Origin of the sequence: Streptomyces sp. GESEQ-4 (assembly GCF_017948455.1) — a bacterium.
GTDB lineage: Bacteria > Actinomycetota > Actinomycetes > Streptomycetales > Streptomycetaceae > Streptomyces.
In genome coordinates, this window is the sequence record NZ_JAFFSU010000002.1 from 406,600 (window position 1) to 426,131 (window position 19,532).

Below are 19,532 nucleotides of genomic sequence, written 5' to 3' on the forward strand. Positions count from 1 at the left end.
GGGCCTCACTCCGTTCCGTCCCGGCCGAGGGCGATGTCGGTCGGGCCGCCCCTGGGGACGGCGGTGGTGCTTCCCAGTGCGATGTCGCCGCCGAAGCGCTCGCTCAAAGCGGCCGCGAGCAGATCGAGCGCTTCCCGTACCGCGAGGTCGCCGATCTTCGGGCGGAGTTCCAGTACGCGCCGCAGGTCCGCCGGAGTGCTGTGCAGCAGCGGCCGTTCCAACAGGGCGCGCGCGTCGGGCAGGTGAGGGCTGTGTATCTCCAGGCGCTGGGGGCCCGGGGCCACTGCCTCGGTGAAGTACATGTCTCCCCCGGGTGACCTGCCCAGGAGACTCACGAGCCGCGACGAGACCTCGGAGCCGCGCTGGATCCACGGCGCGAGGGGGTCGACCCAAATTGCCTCGGCGTCGTTGTAGATGCGTATGACGAAAGAATCGTCGAGTCGCTTTCCCTGCCATTCCTCATACGGCCAGCGGTCCGGAATCGCTCCCGTGTGCTTGGCGGTACGGCGCGGGGCGCCTTTCGACGGGAACTTCCATATCTCGGTGAGCGCTTGGGGCGGGTAGGTCCCGTTTATGTGCAGCGCGAGCGAATTCGGTGAGAGAAAGGACAGCGCGGGGCTGAACCCGCTCGTGCTCCCGGCGTTCCTCCTTGTCTCACAGCGCACGGTTCCGTCCTCGTTCACCACAGAGATCCGCTGGTTGCGGTACACCGCGACAAGCCGGTCTTCGGGAAACGTCGTGAGAGTGCAGGAGGCGTCACTGACGACGGCTGAGTGGTTCTTGAACCGGGGAATCTCCAGACGTCTCAAGGTGTGTGCGCCCGGGTCCACGAAGGCAAGCCCCGTGGGACACACGAGCACTGCTCCACCGCTCGCCCTCCGCATGTCGGACAGCGCGGAGGGCGAGCCGAGGGCCCTGAGATCGGGGACGACCCGGACGATCTGGTGGCGGTGGTCGTCATCCTCCAGCCTGATGACGATCTCGTCGCCGAGGTGCAGTATCGAGTTTCCGCTGTCCACATCCCTCAGCGGGTCTCCGCGGAAACGATGGGTCGTCTCACCCGTGCCGATCCGCAGTGTCTCCACATGGATCTCGTTGTGCTGCCCCCGCTTCCAGATCCCATATCTCAGGGCCACTTCGGACAGGTCCGGAGAGAGCGAAGCCCCCAGATAGCTTCCACGATGGCCTCCACCGGTGACGTGCGTGATGAGACGGGTGGCCGGCAACCGTTCGACGGTGGCCAGGAGTTCCCGGGCGGACCGCTCGGCGAGCATCGACAACAGTGCGGCGTCGTTTTCCGGATACTCCTCTGCGGGCAGCAGCTGAGCCGCGGCCACCGCCTTGGGCACGGGCAGGTCGCGGATGAGGCGACGCAGTTCGTCCCACCGCCGGTGCTCGGCCAACTGATGCCCCAGATAGTCCAGTTCGCCCTCCGACATCTCGGCGATCCGGTCGCGCTGATCCCCGCTGACCACCACCCGGATCACATCGGCGTCGCCCTCGGCGGCCATGACCGTACGCAGCCGCTCACGGACCTCGGGAGCCGCCGCGCGATAGGCCAGCGCCAGGTACGACCCGTCGGGATCGAGGGCCTGGCGCTGGGCGCCCTGCCCGATCAGCGTCAGATACGCGGCACGGTCGGCGGGCTCCGCGGGGGCCGCCGCGAGCAGGTCCAGGACATCCGGGCCGGGCAGTTTCCCGGCTATGGCACGTACGCCGTCCTGCGCGGCCGGGTCGCCCGAGGCGCACCGGAGCACCAGCCGCCGCCACGCCCACCGCGCCCGCAGCCCCCGGGATCCGTTCGCGCGCCGGCCGTCGGCCCGCCGTACGAGCTGCCGCGCGGCCTCATCGGTGAGCCGTCCCACGCCGCCTACACCTCCAGCACCGGCACCTGGTGCTCCGCCGCCCGGTCCGCCTCGGCGAAGGAGGCCGACTGGGCGCGGCCTTCGCGCAGCCAGGCGCGCAGGTCCTCGATGACCTCGCGCTGGGACTTGCTCAGCGGGACGGTGCGGTCGGCGGCGCGGGCGATGTCCTCGGTGGTGATGTCACGCTCCTCGGCGAACGCCGCGTACATCGCGTCCACGACGACCTGTTCCAGCTCGGCGCCGACGAACCCGTCGCACGCCAGGGCCAGTTGGTACACGTCGAACATCTCCGGCTTACGGCCGCGTTTGCGCAGGTGGACCGTGATGATCTCGCGGCGTTCCTCCTCGGTGGGCAGGTCGAGGAAGAACACCTCGTCGAACCGGCCGCGCCGCAGGGTCTCCGGCGGCAGGGCGCTGACGTCGTTGGCGGTGGCGACCACGAACACCGGTGCCGTCTTCTCCTGCATCCAGGTCAGGACCGTGCCGAAGACCCGCTGCGAGGTGCCGCCGTCATGGCCCCCGGACGACAGCGCCTTCTCCACCTCGTCGATCCACAGCACGCACGGCGACACGGTCTCCGCCAGCCGCAGTGCCCTGCGGACCCGCTCCTCCGACTCGCCCACCAGCGAACCGAACAGCGCCCCGACGTCGAGGCGCAGCAGCGGCAGCCGCCACAGTCCGCCGATCATCTTCGCGGTGAGGCTCTTGCCGGTGCCGGGGATGCCGATGAGCGCGATGCCCTTGGGCGCGGGAAGACGGAACTCGCGGGCGGCGTCGCCGAAGGCGCGCTCGCGCAGCCGTAGCCACTCCTTGAGCACGTCCAGGCCGCCGAGGTCGTCGGGGCTCTCCTCGGCGCTGTAGAACTCCAGGGCCTCGTTCTCCCGGATGACGGCCTTCTTCTCGGCCAGCACCGCCTCGATGTCGCGGTCGTCCAGCACCTCGTCGCGCACGATGGCCTTGGCGAAGGCCCGTCGCGCCTGGGCGGCGGTCAGGCCCAGCGCGGCCTGCGCCAGGCGGCTGCGGCCCGCCGGGGTGAGCGTGGACTTCACCCCCTTGGTGCTGTCGATGAGCTGGTCGAGCTCGCGACGCAGCGCGTCGGCCTCGGGCAGCGGCATCTCCACCACCACCGCGTCGTCGCCCAGTTCCACGGGGATGTCGCGCACCGGCGTGGTCACGATCAGCGAGGAGCCGGTGAACACGAGCTTGTGGGCGAGGTTGCGCAGGCGCCGGCGTACCGCGGGGTCGCGTTCCCAGAAGGCGTGGAAGTCCTTGAGGACGTACAGGTCGCGGCGGCGGGGCTCCTTCTGTGCCAGCTCCTTGATCTTGGTCAGTGCGTCCGGCGGGGTGGCCGCCTTGGGCAGCTGCCGGCCCGACGCCGACTCCAGACCGTCGGCGATGTCCCAGGTGACGAGGTCGGAGGACGGATCCCGGTCCCGCCGTACCTGGTCCAGCACGTCCAGCGCCCGCTGCTCCTCGACCGTGACGAGCACGATCAGCGCCACCCGGGCGCGCAGATACAGCCGGATCTCGTCTTGGATGCCCACGGTGCCCACTCAGAACTCCCCTCCCGCGGCGACCGGCGCGACCATGCCGGTGAACGTCACCGTCCCGTCATCCCCGACGGTGATCTCCAACTCCGGTACGGCGGCCAGGTCGTCCGCCGTGTAGCGCCCGGTGCGCATCCAGTACTCCTTGTTCGACGAGCCGCGCAGCCCCCGGGCCAGCCGCAGCCGCGCGTTGTACCGTCCGGCGATCACCAGGTCGGCGTCGGCGACGGCTGCCGAGCGGGCCGGGTCCGCCTCGATCTCGGCGCGGGTGAACCCGGTCAGCACGATCACCGACAGGCCGCTGCGGGCGCGCAGTTCGGCGCAGAACGCGGCCACCGCGGCGGGCTGCTCCAGCGGCTCACCGCCGGTGAGGGTGACGCCCTCGATGTGCGGTGCGCCGGCGAGCGCCTCCTCGGCGACTTCGCCGGCCGTCCGTACAAGGCCGGCGCCCACCCCGCTGTGCGTCTCGGGGTTGAAGCAGCCCGCGCAGCCCAGGGCGCACCCCTGGCTCCAGACGACGTACCGAACTCCCGGTCCGTTGGCGGCACTTCGGGGCACCACGGCATGCAGCCGCCACGGTGTGCCGAGGCCGCTCACCCCTGCCACAGGCGGTCCTGCTCCTCGGTCGCGTCCTGCTGGTAGGCCTCCTCGGTGAGCACCTGGTGCTCCACCGCGCCGCCGAGCAACTGAACCAACTCGTCGGTGTCCTGCAGACACCGCGTGCCGGAGACCCCTTGGACGTGCACCTCCACGGTCCCGTCCGCCGCGATGACGACCTCGACACTCTCCTCCGCCATCAACTCACCCCTTCTCCCAGGGAAAAGACCCCGCCACTGTGCCGGGAGGAGTTCGGGACGGGTCCCGGCGCTCGGAAAACCTGTGGAGCAGCGCGGCTGTGCGCCCTTACCGTGCTGCCGAACCAAGTCGCCCAGGCAAGGACGTGCCGTTGTACACCCTGTGAGACCTCCCGAGAGCTGATCTGTCGCGCGTCGCGCATGTGCGCCGCGCTCCTTTTTGCTGCGGACTTCTCACTGAAACCGGTGTACTTCTGTGCTCAAGAGCTGGGTGGTCATGCCCACCTGCCTGCCGACCGTTCTCCGCCGTTGCCACGCATGCGCGTCCGAGCGCTTCCGGGCAGACGGGAAGTTCCGGGTCAACGCACACCACAAACTCCTGGACGCCTGGCTCCTCGTGCTCTGTACCGCTTGCGGGGACACGGCCAAGCTCACGGTCCTGGAGCGGGTCAACGTTCGCTCCGTACGACCTGAACTGCTGGACCGGATGCACGACAACGACCCTGTCCTGGCAGCCGAGTTGCTCCAGGATCCGGTCCTGCGGCGCCGCGATCGCATCGCCCTCGACTGGGCGGGCGCCTGGCGCCTCGACACCGGCGGACCGGATCACCTGGACGGCGAGGTGAGCGAGGTGATCGATGTGTCGGTCCGCTTCGCGGCGCGGATTCCTGTCCGGCCGGTGCGACTGATCGCTGAAGGGTGCGGTCTTTCACGGGCCGAGGTCGAGAGACTGATCAGGGACGGGAAGCTCGTCTCGGCGGTCCGGCTGAGCGGCAGGCTCTCCGACGATTTCACCTTCACGCTCAAGCGCTGAGTGGAGGGCGTCGAGGATGAGGGTGAGGCCGAAGGCGAACTCGTCGGCGTAGTCGTAGCCGGGTTTGAGGACGTGCTCGGTGGCCAGTTCGGTGAGATGGGGGTGGGTGTCGGCCGGCAGGTCGTGCAGCATGGCGCCCGCGGCCTCGTCCAGCCTCGCCTCACCGTTGAACGGCAGGCTCAGTTCCTGGAGCACGAAGCCGTACAGGTAGCTGTCGATCAGTGAGAAGGCGTGCGCGGTCATCGGCACGGAGAAGCCGCCCGCGCGCAACGCGCCGAGGACGGCGTCATGGTGGCGCAGGGTCGCGGGGCCCGGCTGGGAGCGGGAGTCCATCAGGCCGACGGCCCAGGGATGGCGCTTGAGGGCGGCGCGGGCCGAGTCCGCCCGGTGGCGCATGGCGGTTCTCCAGTCCGTGTCGCGCGGCGGCAGGTCGATCTCGCCGAACACCGCATCCACCATGCCGTCGAGGATGTCCTCCCGGCCGGCCACATGGTGATAGAGCGACATCGCCTCCACGCCCAGCGACGCGGCGATGGCCCGCATGGTGAGTGCGGCGACCGACCCCTTCTCGTCCGCCACCGCCATCGCCGTACGGATCACGCGCTCGCGACTGAGCGGGGTGCGCGCCGAGGCCCTGCGCCGAGCCTTCTTGCCGCTCTCATGCATGCGGTCTCCCTTTCCCTCTCCTTGACCGCCTTACAGTATAAGGCTAGCGTGCCTTACAATATAAGGTCAGCATGCCGGTGAAGGGGCTGCGCCATGGGGGATCGCATGAAGAAGGTCTGCGTCGTCGGAGCTTCCGGGAAGCTCGGGCAGTACATGGTCCGCCACGCACTGGAGCGCGGCTACGAAGTGGTCGGCGTGTGCCGGGAACGCAGTGTGCCGAAACTGGCCGCGTTCGAGGGCAGGATGACCGTGGTTCCCGGGGACACGAACGACCCCGAGGTGATCCGGCGGGCGGTCGCCGGATGCGACGGGGTGTTGACGGTGCTGGTGCCCTGGGGCGTACGGCAGTACTCGTCGGGGACGGCGCAGGCGGTGCTCGACCACGCCCGGCCGGGTGCGCGCCTGGTCTTCTCCTGCGGCTGGCACATCACGCGTGACGGCAAGGACCAGTACTCGCGGCTGTTCGTCCTGGGCCTCCGGGTCGTCGCCGCACTGGCCAAGCTGGTCCGCGCCGTCGAGCTCGACGACCAAGTGGAGGCGTGCCGACGGGTGTTCGCCAGCGACACCCGGTGGACTGTGGTGCGGGGCAGCAGCCTGGAGGAGGGCGAGAGCCAGGGCCTGCCGGTGTGGAGCCGGCATGTGGGCGACCCGGTCCTGGCCAGCGATCTGACTCGCCGGATCGACTTCGCGCTGTTCATGGTCGAAGCGCTCACCGACGACACGCTCGTCCAGGAGGCCCCGGCCATCGTCGGCTGCCGCACCCCCAGCGCCCTCGCGCACGCCGGGGGCGGCAGGCGCCACGCCTAGCCAGGCGAATTGGTCAGCGTGCGGCGAGCAGTTCGAGCGTGTCGATGACCCGGTTCGAGAAGCCCCACTCGTTGTCGTACCAGGCGACCACCTTGATGTGGCGGCCGTCGACGCGGGTGAGGGCCGAGTCGAAGATGGCCGAGGCGGGGTTGCCCGTGATGTCGGACGAGACGAGCGGGTCGTCGGAGTACTCGAGGATGCCTGCGAGCGGCCCCTCCGCCGCCGCGCGGTACGCCGCCAGTACGTCGTCGCGTGTCACGTCCCGCGCCACAGTCGTGTTGAGTTCGACGAGCGAGCCCACGGGGACCGGCACGCGGATCGAGTCCCCCGACAGCTTTCCGTCCAGGTTCGGCAGCACCAGGCCGATCGCCTTGGCGGCGCCCGTCGTCGTCGGCACGATGTTGACGGCGGCGGCGCGAGCGCGGCGCGCGTCGCGGTGCGGACCGTCCTGGAGGTTCTGCTCCTGCGTGTAGGCGTGCACCGTGGTCATGAAACCGTGCTCGATACCGGCGAGTTGGTCGAGGACCGCGGCCAGCGGCGCGAGCGCGTTGGTCGTGCACGAGGCGTTTGAGACGATCGTGTGCAGGGCCGGGTCGTAGGCGTCGGTGTTGACCCCGTACGCCAGCGTGACGTCGGCGCCGTCCGACGGCGCGCTGACCAGGACCTTCTTCGCGCCGGCGGCGAGGTGGGCGCCGGCGGCCTTCGCCGAGGTGAAGCGGCCTGTGGCCTCCAGTACGAGGTCGACGCCGAGTTCGGCCCAGGGCAACTGCGCCGGGTCCCGCTCGGCGAGCACCGTGATGCGGCGGCCGTCGACGACAAGGGCGTCGCCGTCCACGGTCACCGGGCGGCCGAGCCGGCCGGCCGTCGAGTCGTAGGCGAGCAGCCGGGCCAGGGCGGCCGGCTCGGTGAGGTCGTTGACGGCGACGATCTCGAGGTCGTTGTCGCGTTCCAGCAGGGCCCGCAGCACATTGCGTCCGATGCGGCCGAATCCGTTGATGGCGATGCGCGTCATGAATGGTGTCCCTTCCCTTCGTCACCAGCGTCGCGTGCGGGACCCGTCCGTGGCCGTGGCGTGATTGCCAAGGTTCGCAAGGATCGCGCCAAGCGCCTGAGTGTCGTACGACGGCTATTCGCCCTGCGTGAACGTGCGCCGGTACTCGCTGGGCGTGGTCCCGAGAATGCGCTGGAAGTGCATCCGCAGATTCGCGCCCGTGCCCAATCCCACATCGCCCGCGATCTGCTCGACGCTCCGCTCCGAACGCTCCAGCAGCTCACGGGCCAGGTCGATCCGGGCGCGCATGACCCACTGCATCGGCGTGTACCCGGTGTCCTCCACGAAGCGCCGTGAGAACGTGCGCGGCGAGACCGCCGCATGCTGGGCGAGGACTTCGAGGCTGAGGGGCTCGTCGAGCCGGTGCAGCGCCCACTCCCGGGTGGCCGCGAACCGCTCGCCGAGCGGCTCGGGCACACTGCGCGGCACATACTGCGCCTGGCCGCCGCTGCGATAGGGGGCCGCGACCAGGCGCCGGGCCGCGTGGTTCGACGCGGCCACCCCGAGGTCGCCGCGCAGGATGTGCAGGCACAGGTCGATGCCCGAGGCCGCGCCGGCCGACGTCAGCACGCTGCCCTCGTCGACGAACAGGACGTTCTCGTCGACCTGGACGAGCGGATGCCTCTCCTTGAGTGCCCGCGTGTAGTGCCAGTGCGTCGTGGCCCGCCTGCCGTCGAGCAGGCCCGTCGCGGCGAGCGCGAAGGCGCCCGTCGAGATGGCCGCCAGCCGCGTGCCTCCGTCATGGGCGGCGAGCAGCGCGTCGACGACGGCCCGCGGCGGGTCGTCGCGGTCCGGGAACCGGTAGCCGGGGACGAAGGCGATGTCGGCCCACGCCAGCGTGTCGAGGCCATGGGCGACGTGGTACGACAGTCCGTCGCCGCCCGTCACGAGACCGGGCGCCGCGCCGCACACCCGCACCTCGTACGGCATGCTCGCCCGGGTCGTGAACACCTGCGCGGGAATGCCGACATCGAGCGGCTTCGCACCCTCGAGCACGAGAACGGCGACACGATGCGGGCGGGAGGACGGCACGGTCACAGAGTACGAAGTCGCACGCGCTTCACAGAACGCCCACACACCCTTGCCGAACCTTTAGGTTTCAAGCGTTACGCTCGGACCCGCTCCCCCCACCAGGCACAGGAGACTCGTTGTGCATGACGGCGACGTAGTGGTGATCGGCGGCGGTTACGCCGGCGTCCGGCTGGCGAAACGGCTGGACGCGACGGCACGGGTCACGCTGGTGGACCGCAAGGAGATCTTCTTCCACCGCATCGCCTCCCTGCGCGCCGGTGTGCGCCCGGAGTGGTCGGTGACGCCCTTCATTCCGTACGACCGACTGCTGCGCCACGGACATGTCGTCGTCGGCAAGGCGGTCCGCGTCGAGACCGGCGAGCGGCACGTGGTGCTGGCCACGGGCGAACGGCTGCCGTACGACGTGCTGGTGATCGCGACCGGCGCCGACTACCCGGAACCCGCCCGCTTCGTCGGCACCACGGCCGAGGAGGCGGTCAAGTCGTTCGCCGAGCACCAGCGGAACATCGCCGCCGCCCGGCACATCCTCGTCGTCGGCGGCGGGCCGTCCGGCGTCGAGCTCGGCGCCGAGATCCGGCTGGCCCGGCCGGACGCCCGGGTCACGCTCGCCCATGCCGGGCCGGCGCTGCTCGACGCCACCGGCAGCGCGCGCGCCGGGCGCAAGGCCCGTGCCTGGCTGGAGTCCCATGACGTCGAGGTGCGGCTCGACTCCTTCATGGCGCCCGGCAACGACTTCGGCACCTACCGCGACGCCCACGGCCACATCGTCGAGGCCGACCTCTCCTTCTGGGCGACGGGCACCACCCCCAACACGCTCTGGCTGCGCCTGGCCGGGCACGGCGACTGGCTGAACCCGGCCGGGCACGTCAAGGTCGACCGCATGCTCCGGGTCGAGGGGAAGCCGGACGTGTTCGCGGTCGGCGACGTCAACGACGCCACCGAGCTCAAGATCACCCCCGCCGCGCTCGCCCAGGCGGACCTCGCCGCCCACAACATCCGTACCTACCTCAACAGTTCGGGCCGGCACCGCAAGGAGCCCCGCCTCTACCGGCAGAGCCACCGCATCCCGATCATCGTGCCCTTCGGCCCGGCCGACGGATTGACCGTGCTGCCCGTGCCGGGCGGCGACACCGCGGTCCTCGGCAGCCGTACGTCCGTCCTGGCCAAGGCGAAGACGCTGATGACGCCGTACATGAGGCGCCAGCTCGGGTACACCGCGACCTGAGTGACCGCCTCACGCCACCTCGACGCTGTCCAGTTCGGCATAGAGGAGCCCCTTGCCGAGGCGTACGGTGTTCCACCCCTCCTTCAACCCGACGCTCACGCTCGCGGTCTGCCAGCTGTCCCATCCGGTGTGGGGATAGCGGACCTCTCCGGCCGCGCTCCCGTTGACGGTGAGCGTGTGGCTGGACTGGGCCGGCGAACCGCCGCCGTCCAGCGAGCCGTTGCCGTAGCGGACGGTCAGGGTGTGGGATCCCGTCGTCGGGGTGAAGACGGAGAACTCCACATAGCTGTCGGGGTGGTCGATGTGCCCGACCGCTCTGCCGTCCAGCGCACCGGCCGCGTCCCGGACCACGGCGTTGTGCACCACCGCGGTCTCCGCCTGGTAGATCACCTTGCTGCCGTCGACCACGGGATAGCCGTTCGCCCAGCCGAGGTCGGCCACGTACAGCGCACGGTGGGAGCGGTCGGCGCTCCAGCCGTGGAAGACCATACGGTCGCGGCCGTCGGGGCCGGTCACGACGTCCTGTCCGCCGGGGCCGCGCACGGCGCCGGAGAAGGAGTCGGTCGTCATCAGGGGCGCCGCGGCCTTGGTGTAGGGGCCGGTGAGGCTGTCGGCCACGGCATAGCTCGTCTTGTAGCGGTCGTCGCCGTAGAAGTCCGCCGAGTAGAACAGCACGTAGTGCCCGGCGCGCTTGACGAGTGTCGGCGCCTCGATGACGATCCCCTCCCAGGGGCGGTCCTGGCGGATCAGGCCGACGGGTGAGCCGATGGTGCGTGTGCCGTCCCAGCTCACCTCCTGGAGGTACAGCCAGGTGTCCCGCCCGCAGCAGTTGCCGTCGTTCTTCCACAGCAGATAGCGGCGGCCGTTCTCGGTGTACGACGCCGCGTCGATCGCGCCGCCCAGGTCGGCCGGACACACCAGCGGTGCGTTGCCCACGGGCCGGAAGGCGCCGTCCGGTGACGCGGCCCGGGCGACGCCGATGCACTGCTTGTCGCTCGCCCGGTCCCGGGCGGTGTAGTGCATGGTGAAGTCGGTGCCGTTGTCGAAGACTTCGGGCGCCCAGACCAGCGACCTGTCGGGCTTGGCCCAGCTGCCGACGGCGGGCAGCGCGTCGGCGCCGGCCACGGTCCAGTTCACCAGGTCGGTGGAGGTGGCGTGCCGGATGTACTTCCCGTCCCCGTTGGTGGCGAAGGCGTGGTAGGTGCCGCCCACCCGTACCACGTCCGGATCGGGGAAGTCCCGGTCGAGGACCGGACCGCCGACGGCGGCCGAGGACGGGGCTGTGCCCAGGTACAGGAAGGCCAGGGTGAGCGTCGCGACGACCGAGAGCAGCCGGCGCGACAGGATACGGAACCGGGTGCGCGGCATGGCGTTCCTTTCGTAGGGGTATCCCGGACGGGCCGGTCAGTCCGTGTACACCTCGGCCCGGTCCACGCTCACGAACGACGCCCGGGACTGGGCGTTGTGCTCCCCGGTCACCCGCACCCGCAGCGTGTGGCGGCCATGGGGGAGCCGAGGGCTGAGGTACTGGAGCGTCTCGCCGGTGCGGATCGCGCCATGGAAGTCGACGCGCTGCTCCGGTCCGCCGTCGACGCTGATCGCCGCGATGCCGTTGCCGGTGTCACGGACGGACAGCAGGGCGATCCGGGTGCCGGTGAAGGAGAACGTGGCGGTGTTTCCGGCGCGGTCGCTCCAGTGGTCGTCGCTCCAGAAGCACTGGCTGGCGCAGCCGGTTCCGGAGTTCCAGGTGCCCGTGTAGGCCACGGCTCCGTCACCGCTCGAGCGACCGTCGTCGTTGATCCAGTGGTTGCCGGACCCTGGATCCCCGGCAGGCAGGTTCTGGGTCGCGCCCAGGGCGAGCGGCCGGCCGAGATTCGGGCTGCCGTCGGCGTTCCAGGAGATCTTCTGGGCGCGGGTGGTGCGGTCGGTGTAGGTCAGCGCCGAGGTCGTCTTGGCGTGGTAGACCATCCAGTCCTCGGTGCCGTCGGGGGAGCGGAAGAAGGCGTGATGGCCGGGCCCGTACACCCCGCGGTCGTCGGCGCGGGAGAAGACCGGTCCGGAATGCTGAGTCCAGTTGGCGGGCACGAGCGGATCGGCGCCGTCGGGCAGCGACATCATCCAGACCTGGTAGTCCGGCTTGCCCGTGTCGCAGGTCGAATACGTCATCCAGGTACGGCCGTTGCGATACAGGAACTCCGGGCCCTCCCGGACCTCGGGGCAGCCACCGGCGGCGTCGATGGCGACCGCGTCGCCCGAGACGGTGTACGGGTTCGACATCGGGGCGATGTTGATGCCGTTGTGCTGGTACTGGTTGATCCCGGAGTAGGCGAGATAGAGACGCCCGTCGAGCTGCAGGATGCCGGGGTCGATCGCGAAGTCCGAGGCGTGGTTCGGCGGCGTCAGACGGGACCTGAAGTGGTACGGGCCCGCCGGGTCGGCGCCGTCGGACTCCAGTACGTACAGCCGGTGGTGGTCGTCGATGCCGTCGTCGGCCGTGTAGTAGAGGTACCAGCGGTCGCCGAAGCGGTAGAACTCCGGTGCCCAGATATTGCGGTTGCGTGAGGGGTCCGTGTCCGTCCACACCGTCACGGGTTCACTCGCGAGCAGCGTGCTCAGCGAGGGCGAGCGCCACATGCGGATGCTGTCGCCCTGCGTGGCGGTCAGGTAGTACGCCCCTGCCGCGTACGTGACGAACGGATCCGGGCCGGTGTTGAGCGGATTGCGGAACGTGGTTCCCGAGGCGGCGGGCTCCGGAGGTGCGGCGGTGGCGGGCGGGGCGGAGACGAAGCCGAGCAGGAGCGCCAGGACTGCGGCGGCGAGTGCCGCGCGGCGGGCTGTACGGGGTCCTGCGCGCATGGAAACGGCTCCTTACATCGTTGTAAGTCCCGTTTCGGACGGTAGAGGCGGGAAGGCGGGGTGTCAACGGGCCGGAGGGCGGCGGGAGTTGCCGTCGCTCCGGTTCTCGTAGGCCGCCGGTCGGGACTGGGCGTCCCGGAGGAGCGTGGTGTCGACCTTCTCGGAGCGGTCGAAGCGGTAGACGCCGTTGTGCTCCTGAAAGACGTCCGTGAGCTGGGTGTAGCAGTAGCCGAACATGTCCGGGTCGTCGAGCAGGACGCCGGTCAGGCCGGTGAAACGCTCGACGAACTCGCGGGCGGTGCGTGGGCGTTCGCCGTAGCCCCAGGACGTCTCGTGCTCGTTCCCGGCCGCCTCGGCCGCGGCCTGAGGGTCCCACCAGATGCCGCCGAACTCACTGCAGAAGTACGGCTGCCCGCGGTACGGCACCGACCACGGCCTGCCGTCCGGCGCCGCGTTGACGTACGGCCGGCCCTCCGACAGGCCCGCCATCGTCTTGGCGAAAGTGGCCGGGTCCTGCTCGTAGCAGTGGGAGTCGTAGACGTCGGTCTCCGGCACCCGGTGCGCGTAGCCGGACGCGTCGATGACGGGGCGGGTGGGGTCGGCCTGCTTGGTGGCCAGGAACATCGCGCGGGTCACGTCGTCGAGTCGGGTGATGCGGTCGTGCAGCGGCTGGTAGGTCTCGTTCAGGGGGCACCAGCCCACGATCGAGGGGTGCGAGTAGTCCCGCTCCAGGGCCTCCAGCCACTGGCTGACATAGCTCGCGTCGGGGCGCTGGTTGTCGTCGCGTACGCCCGTCTCGCAGCCCCAGTCGCCGAACTCGCCCCAGACCAGGTAGCCCAGCCGGTCGGCGTGGAAGAGATAGCGCTCCTCGAAGACCTTCTGGTGCAGACGGGCGCCGTTGAACCCGGCCGCGAGGCCCAGTTCGATGTCGCGGACCAGGTCGCCGTCGCTCGGGGCGGTCATCAGCCCGTCGGGGTAGTACCCCTGGTCGAGGACCAGGCGCTGGAAGACGGGTTCGCCGTTGAGCAGCAGTCGTTTTCCGTGGACGGCGACCGAGCGCAGGCCGGCGTAGGATCCCGCCGCGTCCACGATCTGCCCGTCGGCGTCGAGGAGTTCGAGGCGCAGGTCGTACAGATGGGGATCCCGCGGCGACCACACGCGCCGCCGGTCGGCGGGTAGGGGGAGGACCAGGCGGGGCGCGAGGTCGAGGTCGGCGCGGGTCTCGGCCGTGGTGACGACGCCCCGGTGGTCCCCGAGCGTGACGCGCACCCGGTGGCCGGGGGCGTTGGCGGTCAGCGGCAGCTCCAGGAAGAAGGAACCGGAGGCCAGGTCGGGGGTGATGCGGGGCCGCTTCAGGGCGGCGTCGCGGGGGACCGGCTCCAGCCACACGGTCTGCCAGATGCCTGTCGTGCGGGTGTAGTGGCAGTGCGAGTTGGCGTACCAGGTGGACTGCTTGCCCCGGGCCTGCACACCGTGCCGGCTGTCCCGGGCCCGCACGACGATCGTCAACTCCTCGCCGGGCACGGCGACTTCGCCGAGGTCGGCGGTGAACGGGGTGAAACCGCCGCGGTGCCGGGCGACTTCGGTGCCGTCGACCCAGACGGTGGCGTCGTGATCCACCGCTCCGAAGTGCAGCAGCACCCGAGAATCCGCCCAGGAGGACGGGACGGTCACCGTGCGCCGGTACCAGACCGCCTCCATGAAGTCGGTCTCCCCGATCCCGGACAGCTCCGACTCGGGGCAGAACGGGACGAGGATGCGGTCGGCGAGTTCGCGGGCCGGCAGGCCGCGTTCGAGACCGGTGTCCGACCGGTCGATCTCGAACTGCCACTCGCCGTTCAGATTGAGCCAGGCCTCGCGCACGAACTGCGGCCGCGGGTAGTCGGGGCGGGGCAGGCCCGAGAACTGGGGGACGCGCATGGTGCTCCTTGCCTCGAGTGTCGAGGCACATGGCACCATGCCCTTTACATCGATGTAAATGCGTGGGAGGACGTTGGTCCGGCCCGAAATCGATTCGTGATGGTCGGTACGATCACGGCCTGCGGAAGGATGAACAGCGTGGCGGCCAGACCGAGGATCAAGGACGTGGCGGAGTACGCGGGCGTCTCACCCAAGACCGTCTCCAACGTGATCAACAACTTCGAGCATGTCTCGGAGCGGACCCGTGCCGCCGTCCAGGAGGCGATCGAGGCGCTGGGCTACCGGGTGAACATCGCCGGACGCCAGCTGCGCCAGGGCCGCACCGGCATGATCACCCTGGCCGTCCCCGAACTCGACGTCGCGTACTTCTCCGAGCTGGCGAAGTACGTCATGGCCGAGGCCGACCGCAGGGGCCGCACGGTGCTGCTGCACCAGACCGGGGCCGTGCGCGAGCGTGAACTGGCGGCGCTGCACGGCTTCGACGCCCAGTTCTCCGACGGTGTCATCCTCAGTCCACTCTCCCTCCTGCCCCGCGACCTCGCCACCCGCGACCGGCGCCTGCCCGTCGTCCTGCTCGGCGAACGGCCCGCCGAGGGCGGCACCGACCACGTGGGCATCGACAACGTACGGGCCGCCCGCGAGGCCACCGCGTATCTGCTGTCGCGCGGTCGCCGCCGCATCGCCGTCGTCGGCGGCGCCGTGCGGGGCCGCCAGGGCACGGACCGGCTGCGCACGGACGGGTACCGAGAGGCTCTTGAGGCGGCCGGGTCGCCCTTCGACGCCGACCTGGTGCTGCCGGTGGAGGCATACCACTGGCAGGACGGCGCGCGCGCCGCGACCGCGCTCATGCGGCGGCCGTCACCCCCGGACGCGCTGCTGTGTCTGAACGACCACATGGCCCTGGGCGCGCTGCGTGCCCTGCACGAGCTCGGCCGCACCGTGCCTGGAGACCTCGACGTGGTCGGCTTCGACGACATCGAGGCATCCCGGTTCAGCGTGCCCAGTCTGACGACCGTCGCCCCGGACAAGCAGGAGATCGCGCGCGCCGCGGTGGCCCTGCTGCTGGAGCGCATCGACGAGCCGGATCCGGGTCCGCTGCGGGACCATGTCGCGGGCCACCGGATCATCGTGCGCGAGAGCACCGGCGGCTGAGCCGGCCGGGGCTGCGGGGCGCCGTGGCCATCGGCTGTCCGCTCGGCGACACCTGGATGGTCCGGGACGTGCGGTGTCCGGGACGGGCGGGGGAGACCGGCCGCGACGTCACGCCTCCGCGGTGTCCCAACGGACGTGTACTGCCGAGGGCTTACGGAAGAGCAGGCCGCTGGGTGCGGTGGACGCGGCGGCGTCGAGGCGCAGTCCGGGCAGACGGTCGAGGAGCGTGAGGAGGCAGACGCGGGTCTCCAGCCGGGCGAGATGGGCGCCCAGGCAGAAGTGCGGGCCGTGGGCGAAGGCCAGCTGGAGACGGGAGTTGGGGCGTCGCAGGTCGAAACGGTCGGGGTCCGGGAAGACCTCGGGGTCACGGTTGGCGCCGGCCAGCGAGACGACCACGAGATCCCCGCGGCGCACCTCGGCCCCGCCGATCGTCACGTCGGCGGTGGCGTAGCGGTCGACGACCGCCGCGGCGGGCTCCAGGCGCAGCGACTCCTCGATCGCCGCGTCGACCAGGCCCGGATCGTCCCGCAGCAGCGCGAGTTGAGCGGGCTCGGACAGCAGGTGCAGTACCGCGTTGGCGATCATGCCCTCGGTGGTCTCGATGCCGCCGAACATCAGCACGGCGGCGTTGGCGACCACCTCCGGCAGCTTGAGCCGTTCGGCCGCCGCGACCAGCAGCGACGTATCGACCCCCGCGGTGACCGTCGCCTCGACGCTGTCCCTCAACTCGTCGAAGGCCGCCGCTCCGGCAGGATCCGAGGGCCGTCCCGCGGAGATGTCGGAGACCGCACCCACGATGGCGTCGTACCAGGACAGCACCGCCTTGGCATCGGCGTCGACCAGCCCCAGGGACTCGGCGACGACGGCGACGGCCAGCGGCCCGGCCACCTCCCGCCGCAGCTCGGCGCGGCCCCGCGGCCGGACCGTCGCCACGAGCCGGGCCGCTTCGTCCGCCACGAACCCGGCGAACCGGTCCCGCACATCGCGCGTGCGGAACGGATCGGTGAAGGGAGCGCGGTGCCGCGCGTGCTCGGCGCCTTCCAGGGAGAGCATGCTGGGACCGACCACCTGGGCGGTGGAGAAGCGGGGGTCGTCCACGGTGAAGGTGTCCGCGTCCCGCATCACCCGCAATGCGAGATCCCGCCGGGTCACCAGCCAGCCGCCCAGCGCGGGGAGCCAGGAGACCGGCTCGTGGGCACGCAGCAGGGCCAGCCTGGGGTGGGGGTCCGCCTCCAGCTCGGCGAGCGTGGTCGCGGAGCCGAGTGGAAAGCGATCTGCTGTCACCATGGGAGCTGCCCTGTTCCTGTCCCCGTACGTGGAGTTCCGGCTCCAGCATCGTCTCAGGAGGCCGCCATGCCCGAGCCGTCCGTCCTCGCTTCGCTGGTGTCCGGGCTGCGGAGCGGCTCGATCGAGGTCGTCGACCTGACGTCGCCGCTGTCGTCGTCGACCCCGGTGATCCAGCTGCCGCCCGAGTTCGGCCAGACCGCCGTGTTCGCCCTGGAGGAGATCAGCCGGTACGACGACCGGGGACCGGCCTGGTACTGGAACAACTTCCGCAGCGGCGAGCACACCGGCACCCACTTCGACGCACCGAACCACTGGGTCACCGGCAAGGACCTCGCCGACGTGGCCTCGGTGCCGGCGCGTCGGCTGATCGCACCGGCGGCCGTGCTGGACTTCACCGCCGAAGCGGACGCCGACCCGGACTTCCTCGTCGAAGTGGACCATGTGAAGGCCTGGGAAGCTGAGAACGGCCCGCTGCCCGACGGCGGTTGGCTGCTGCTGCGCACCGGCTGGGACGCCCGCTCGGACACCCAGGAGGCCTTCCTCAACGCGGACGAGAACGGGCCGCACACCCCGGGCCTGTCGCCGGAATGCGCCCGCTGGGTGGCCGAGGAGTCCGCGGTGATCGGCCTCGGCGTCGAGACGGTGGGGACCGACGCCGGAGGCGCCCACTCGTTCGACCCGATGTTCCCGTGCCACTCCTATCTCATGGGCAGCGACAAGTACGGGCTCACCCAGTTGCGGAACCTGGCCGCCCTGCCGCCGACCGGCGCCGTCGTCATCGCCGGACCCCTGCCCATCGTCACCGGCTCCGGAGCTCCCGCGCGGGTGCTCGCGCTGGTGGAGCGCTCATGAAGGTCGCGGAGGCGGTCGGCCGGGCGCTGGTGGCGGCCGGGGTCGAGCAGGTCTTCGGGGTGGTCGGATCGGGCAACTTCCACCCGACCAACGCCATGGTCGCGGCGGGCGCGCGGTTCGTCGCCGCCCGCCACGAGGGCGGCGCGGCGACCATGGCCGACGCGTACGCGCGGATCAGCGGCACGGTCCCGGCGCTGAGCGTGCACCAGGGGCCCGGCCTGACGAACGCCGTCACCGGGATCGCCGAGGCGGCCAAGAGCCGTACGCCCCTCGTCGTGCTCGCGGCGGAGGTGACCGAGCCGAAGTCGAACTTCTACGTCGACCAGGAGGCACTGGCACACGCGGTCGGCGCGGTCACGGAGCGGATCACGTCCGCCGCGGAGGCGGTCGAGCAGACCTGCGCCGCCGTACGGCGCGCCCTGCACGAGCGCCGCACCGTCCTGCTCAACCTCCCCCTGCCGGTGCAGTCCCTGGACGTGCCGGACGGCGCCCTGGCGCAGGCCGCCGCGCCACCGGAACGAGCGCCGGTCGAACCGTCGGCGGCCGAAATGGCCGCGCTGGCACGGCTGTTGGAGCAGGCCCGGCACCCGGTGTTCGTCGCCGGGCGGGGAGCACGCGGGCCCGGCGGCCGGGACGCCCTCGAAGCGCTCGCCGAGCACCACGGCGCGCTGCTCGCGACGTCGGCCGTCGCCCGCGGCCTGTTCCACGGCAACCCCTGGTCGCTCGACGTGTCCGGCGGCTTCGCGTCCCCCGTGGCCGCCGAACTGATCCAGGGCGCGGACCTGATCGTCGGCTGGGGCTGCGCGCTGAACATGTGGACCATGCGGCACGGCCGGCTGATCGGCCCGGAGGCGAAGGTCGTCCAGGTCGACGACGACACGTCAGCGCTCGGCGCGCACCGGACGCTCGACCTCGGCGTCACCGGCGACGTGACACGGACGGCACGGCTCCTGCTCGACGCGGGCGGCGGTCCACGGCAGGGCTACCGCACCCCCGAGGTCGGCGCGGACATCGCCGCACGCGTGCGCTGGCGGGACGTGCCGTACGACGACACGAGCGGCCGTGAGCGGATCGACCCGCGGACGCTGAGCATCGCGCTCGACGACATCCTCCCCGGCGAGCGGGTCGTCGGCGTGGACTCCGGCAACTTCATGGGCTACCCCAGCATGTACCTGTCGGTGCCCGACCAGCACGGCTTCTGCTTCACCCAGGCCTTCCAGTCGATCGGCCTGGGGCTGGCGACCACGATCGGCGCGGCGCTGGCCCGGCCGGACCGGCTTCCCGTGGCCGCGCTCGGGGACGGCGGCGCGCTGATGGGCGCCGCAGACCTCGACACGGTCCGCCGGCTCGGGCTGCCGATGGTGGTCGTCGTCTACAACGACGACGCCTATGGAGCGGAGGTGCACCACTTCGGGCCCGGCGGACACCCGCTCGACCTGGTCGAGTTCCCGCCGACGGACATCGCCGCCGTGGCGCGGGGGTACGGCTTCGACGCGGTCACCGTGCGCTCGCGGGCGGACCTGAAGGCCGTAGCGGACTGGGTGGCCGGGCCGCGCTCCGCACCTCTGCTCATCGACGCCAAGGTCGTGCGAGATCACGGCTCTTGGTGGCTGGAGGAGGCGTTCCGGGGGCACTGAAGCAGAAGGCCGCGCGGCAGCCCGTAG

Annotated in this window: 17 protein-coding genes; 6 read left to right on the forward strand and 11 right to left on the reverse strand. The window is 71.0% G+C overall.

Annotated features, from left to right (window positions below; genetic code table 11):
• Positions 1-5: 5 nt before the first annotated feature.
• Genes KCH48_RS07085 through KCH48_RS07100 form a run of 4 tightly spaced genes read right to left on the reverse strand, consistent with a single transcriptional unit; the run spans position 6 to position 4,209 of the window.
• Positions 6-1,865 (reverse strand): hypothetical protein, encoded by a 1,860-nt coding sequence (locus tag KCH48_RS07085; protein ID WP_210571267.1) that lies wholly within the window; start codon positions 1,863-1,865, stop codon positions 6-8.
• 5 nt (positions 1,866-1,870) lie between these two features.
• Positions 1,871-3,409 carry an AAA family ATPase gene (locus KCH48_RS42865; protein WP_210571268.1) on the reverse strand — a complete coding sequence of 513 codons (1,539 nt, stop codon included), beginning with the start codon at positions 3,407-3,409 and terminating at the stop codon, positions 1,871-1,873.
• 9 nt (positions 3,410-3,418) lie between these two features.
• Positions 3,419-4,018, reverse strand: coding sequence for a 4Fe-4S cluster-binding domain-containing protein (locus tag KCH48_RS07095; protein WP_210571269.1), 600 nt, complete (start codon positions 4,016-4,018; stop codon positions 3,419-3,421).
• Positions 4,006-4,209, reverse strand: coding sequence for a DUF2997 domain-containing protein (locus KCH48_RS07100; RefSeq protein ID WP_210571270.1), 204 nt, complete (start codon positions 4,207-4,209; stop codon positions 4,006-4,008). The genes KCH48_RS07095 and KCH48_RS07100 overlap by 13 nt, the downstream gene beginning before the upstream one ends.
• Before the next feature lie 253 nt (positions 4,210-4,462).
• Between KCH48_RS07100 and KCH48_RS07105 the strand changes: the two genes are divergently transcribed.
• Positions 4,463-5,020 (forward strand): DUF1062 domain-containing protein, encoded by a 558-nt coding sequence (locus tag KCH48_RS07105; protein WP_210571271.1) that lies wholly within the window; start codon positions 4,463-4,465, stop codon positions 5,018-5,020.
• On the opposite strand, the gene KCH48_RS07110 is transcribed toward KCH48_RS07105, so the two are convergent.
• Complete coding sequence (locus KCH48_RS07110) at positions 4,916-5,686, reverse strand: TetR/AcrR family transcriptional regulator (protein ID WP_374104659.1); 771 nt, start codon at positions 5,684-5,686, stop codon at positions 4,916-4,918. The two genes, KCH48_RS07105 and KCH48_RS07110, sit on opposite strands and share 105 nt — an antisense overlap.
• A 93-nt stretch (positions 5,687-5,779) precedes the next feature.
• Between KCH48_RS07110 and KCH48_RS07115 the strand changes: the two genes are divergently transcribed.
• Entirely contained in the window at positions 5,780-6,493 is a 714-nt protein-coding gene (locus KCH48_RS07115; RefSeq protein ID WP_210571272.1) for an NAD(P)-dependent oxidoreductase, read from the forward strand.
• A gap of 13 nt (positions 6,494-6,506) precedes the next feature.
• Here the strand turns inward: KCH48_RS07115 and gap are convergent, their stop codons facing one another.
• Together gap and KCH48_RS07125 are read right to left on the reverse strand one after the other, a co-directional pair.
• The gene (gap, locus tag KCH48_RS07120; RefSeq protein ID WP_210571273.1) at positions 6,507-7,505 is read right to left on the reverse strand and encodes a type I glyceraldehyde-3-phosphate dehydrogenase; all 999 of its coding nucleotides are present in this window, start codon (positions 7,503-7,505) and stop codon (positions 6,507-6,509) included.
• 114 nt (positions 7,506-7,619) lie between these two features.
• Complete coding sequence (locus KCH48_RS07125) at positions 7,620-8,576, reverse strand: GlxA family transcriptional regulator (protein WP_210571274.1); 957 nt, start codon at positions 8,574-8,576, stop codon at positions 7,620-7,622.
• Positions 8,577-8,694: 118 nt separating this feature from the next.
• Here KCH48_RS07125 and KCH48_RS07130 point away from each other — a divergent pair, with 118 nt between their 5' ends.
• Positions 8,695-9,801 (forward strand): NAD(P)/FAD-dependent oxidoreductase, encoded by a 1,107-nt coding sequence (locus KCH48_RS07130; protein ID WP_210571275.1) that lies wholly within the window; start codon positions 8,695-8,697, stop codon positions 9,799-9,801.
• A gap of 9 nt (positions 9,802-9,810) precedes the next feature.
• Here KCH48_RS07130 and KCH48_RS07135 read toward each other — a convergent pair whose 3' ends face one another.
• The 3 genes from KCH48_RS07135 to KCH48_RS07145 form a co-directional block, all read right to left on the reverse strand.
• The gene (locus tag KCH48_RS07135; protein ID WP_210571276.1) at positions 9,811-11,169 is read right to left on the reverse strand and encodes a family 43 glycosylhydrolase; all 1,359 of its coding nucleotides are present in this window, start codon (positions 11,167-11,169) and stop codon (positions 9,811-9,813) included.
• Positions 11,170-11,205: 36 nt separating this feature from the next.
• Positions 11,206-12,657, reverse strand: coding sequence for a glycoside hydrolase family 43 protein (locus tag KCH48_RS07140; RefSeq protein WP_210571277.1), 1,452 nt, complete (start codon positions 12,655-12,657; stop codon positions 11,206-11,208).
• Between the two features lie 63 nt (positions 12,658-12,720).
• Positions 12,721-14,577, reverse strand: coding sequence for a glycoside hydrolase family 2 protein (locus tag KCH48_RS07145; protein WP_210571278.1), 1,857 nt, complete (start codon positions 14,575-14,577; stop codon positions 12,721-12,723).
• Positions 14,578-14,706: 129 nt separating this feature from the next.
• Here KCH48_RS07145 and KCH48_RS07150 point away from each other — a divergent pair, with 129 nt between their 5' ends.
• On the forward strand, positions 14,707-15,729 hold the full coding sequence (locus KCH48_RS07150) for a LacI family DNA-binding transcriptional regulator (protein ID WP_210571499.1): 1,023 nt from the start codon (positions 14,707-14,709) through the stop codon (positions 15,727-15,729).
• Positions 15,730-15,837: 108 nt separating this feature from the next.
• Here the strand turns inward: KCH48_RS07150 and KCH48_RS07155 are convergent, their stop codons facing one another.
• Complete coding sequence (locus KCH48_RS07155) at positions 15,838-17,016, reverse strand: cytochrome P450 (protein ID WP_210571279.1); 1,179 nt, start codon at positions 17,014-17,016, stop codon at positions 15,838-15,840.
• A 66-nt stretch (positions 17,017-17,082) separates the two neighbouring features.
• On the opposite strand from KCH48_RS07155, the gene KCH48_RS07160 reads away from it, so the two are divergent.
• Together KCH48_RS07160 and KCH48_RS07165 are read left to right on the forward strand one after the other, a co-directional pair.
• The gene (locus KCH48_RS07160; protein ID WP_210571280.1) at positions 17,083-17,868 is read left to right on the forward strand and encodes a cyclase family protein; all 786 of its coding nucleotides are present in this window, start codon (positions 17,083-17,085) and stop codon (positions 17,866-17,868) included.
• Positions 17,865-19,505 carry a thiamine pyrophosphate-binding protein gene (locus tag KCH48_RS07165; RefSeq protein ID WP_210571281.1) on the forward strand — a complete coding sequence of 547 codons (1,641 nt, stop codon included), beginning with the start codon at positions 17,865-17,867 and terminating at the stop codon, positions 19,503-19,505. The genes KCH48_RS07160 and KCH48_RS07165 overlap by 4 nt, the downstream gene beginning before the upstream one ends.
• The last annotated feature ends 27 nt before the right edge of the window (positions 19,506-19,532 follow it).

Excerpts from the sequence above, each read along its gene's own strand:
- KCH48_RS07160 (WP_210571280.1), top strand. The coding sequence starts at position 17,083 with ATGCCCGAGCCGTCCGTCCTCGCTTCGCTGGTGTCCGGGCTGCGGAGC.
- KCH48_RS07155 (WP_210571279.1), bottom strand. The coding sequence starts at position 17,016 with ATGGTGACAGCAGATCGCTTTCCACTCGGCTCCGCGACCACGCTCGCC.
- KCH48_RS07165 (WP_210571281.1), top strand. The coding sequence starts at position 17,865 with ATGAAGGTCGCGGAGGCGGTCGGCCGGGCGCTGGTGGCGGCCGGGGTC.
- gap (WP_210571273.1), bottom strand. The coding sequence starts at position 7,505 with ATGACGCGCATCGCCATCAACGGATTCGGCCGCATCGGACGCAATGTG.
- KCH48_RS07150 (WP_210571499.1), top strand. The coding sequence starts at position 14,707 with ATGAACAGCGTGGCGGCCAGACCGAGGATCAAGGACGTGGCGGAGTAC.
- KCH48_RS07115 (WP_210571272.1), top strand. The coding sequence starts at position 5,780 with ATGGGGGATCGCATGAAGAAGGTCTGCGTCGTCGGAGCTTCCGGGAAG.
- KCH48_RS07145 (WP_210571278.1), bottom strand. The coding sequence starts at position 14,577 with ATGCGCGTCCCCCAGTTCTCGGGCCTGCCCCGCCCCGACTACCCGCGG.
- KCH48_RS07100 (WP_210571270.1), bottom strand. The coding sequence starts at position 4,209 with ATGGCGGAGGAGAGTGTCGAGGTCGTCATCGCGGCGGACGGGACCGTG.
- KCH48_RS07140 (WP_210571277.1), bottom strand. The coding sequence starts at position 12,657 with ATGCGCGCAGGACCCCGTACAGCCCGCCGCGCGGCACTCGCCGCCGCA.
- KCH48_RS07110 (WP_374104659.1), bottom strand. The coding sequence starts at position 5,686 with ATGCATGAGAGCGGCAAGAAGGCTCGGCGCAGGGCCTCGGCGCGCACC.
- KCH48_RS07135 (WP_210571276.1), bottom strand. The coding sequence starts at position 11,169 with ATGCCGCGCACCCGGTTCCGTATCCTGTCGCGCCGGCTGCTCTCGGTC.